This window comes from Pseudomonas sp. B13(2017), assembly GCF_002113245.1.
Classification (GTDB): domain Bacteria; phylum Pseudomonadota; class Gammaproteobacteria; order Pseudomonadales; family Pseudomonadaceae; genus Aquipseudomonas; species Aquipseudomonas putida_Z.
On the sequence record NZ_NEJX01000049.1, the window covers coordinates 1 to 1,365 of the forward strand.

A 1,365-nucleotide genomic window follows, 5' to 3' on the forward strand; every position below is an offset into this window, starting at 1 on the left:
CCGCTCCCACATCTATGGTCCTCCCAGTTTCTGCAATACTGAATCTGGATGCGTAGTTGGCTTGCCGCAATCTATTCGGCGTCGAAGGGTTAAGGTTCGCGCCTTGATGAAAGTCGCGCCTGACGATCCTGATTAGGTAAATCGGCTTTAGAGCCGGGTGGGAGCCCAGGTTTTTCGTCAGGTCGGTTGGCCGTTTACGTCATCTGTTATCCAGCATCGCAAAAACCGTTGGGTGGTGCTTGGTAGCGCAGGGTCAAGCGTTCTGTGCGCTTGGCCCTGCTTCATAAATGCCATGGCTGTGTGCGATTGCCCAAGCTATCCGTGCTAGTCGGTTCGCCAAGGCGCACACAACCACATTCGGGTGATGGCGAGTCAGCAACACTCTCACCCAATCAGCCAATCGCCCAGATTGCTTATCCAGGTGGTTGATGAAGGTATGGCTGCACTGCACCAGTAGCCGTCGCTGATTGCGATCACCGCGTTTGCTGATACCCAGCAAGCGCGGTTTCCCGCCGGTGGTTAGCTGCTTGGGCACCAGGCCTATCGAGGCCGAATAGTCACGTCCTCGTTTGAACTGCTTACCGTCACCTAATTCTGCAGCCAGGGCGCTGGAGGTGATCGGTCCAATACACGGTATGGTCATCAAACGGGTTGCCAGATCATCTCCAGCGACCTGGCTCTCCAGCTCTTTGGTGAGTGCCTTGACCTGTTCGTCGAGGTAGTTGAAGTGCGCATGAAACTGTTCGAAAAGGCGAATGACCGAGCCAGGAGCATGAAGTTTTTCCAAGGTTTCCGGTAATTCTCTGACCGACTTGAAGGTTGGCGCCAGGCTAACGCCCCACTCAAGCAGGAATGCATGGATTCGATTGACCGTCGCTGTGCGGTCCCGAATGAAAGCTTCACGGGTCATGTTGAGCATGCTCAGCGCTTGCTGGGCTTCGCTTTTGATTGCAACAAATCGCATTGCCGAACGACTGGCTGCTTCACCAATGGCCTCGGCGTCGGTGTAGTCGTTCTTGTTACTTTTGACATAAGGTCGTACATGCTGCGCGGCAATCAATTTGGGTTGATGACCACAGCTGGCTGCGAATCGAGCCATGAAATGAGCGCCTCCACAGGCCTCCATGGCCAAGGTGCAGGGTGGTAGTTGAGCGATGTAGGAAAAAACCTTGCTGCGAGAAATCTTGCTACGGAACAGGTACTGACCACGGCTATCCTGGCCGTGGAAATGGAAACAATTTTTGCCTAGATCCAAGCTGGTAAGAGCAAGATTTTGAGTATTCATAACGGCGATCTCCAGTTAGATCCCCCAGTGAAAGCTTAGGCTTTCACTGGGGAGTCCTGGGAGGACCATTTCATTAGGTA

General features: G+C 53.6%; 1 protein-coding gene. It reads right to left on the reverse strand.

The genetic code is table 11. The features are described from left to right. Positions 1 to 253: 253 nt before the first annotated feature. On the reverse strand, positions 254 to 1,285 hold the full coding sequence (locus CAG44_RS27325; RefSeq protein ID WP_085693505.1) for an IS110 family transposase: 1,032 nt from the start codon (positions 1,283 to 1,285) through the stop codon (positions 254 to 256). Positions 1,286 to 1,365: the final 80 nt, after the last annotated feature.

Bases quoted from the DNA above. Each gene is read 5' to 3' on its own strand.
- CAG44_RS27325 (WP_085693505.1), bottom strand. From the start codon at position 1,285: ATGAATACTCAAAATCTTGCTCTTACCAGCTTGGATCTAGGCAAAAAT.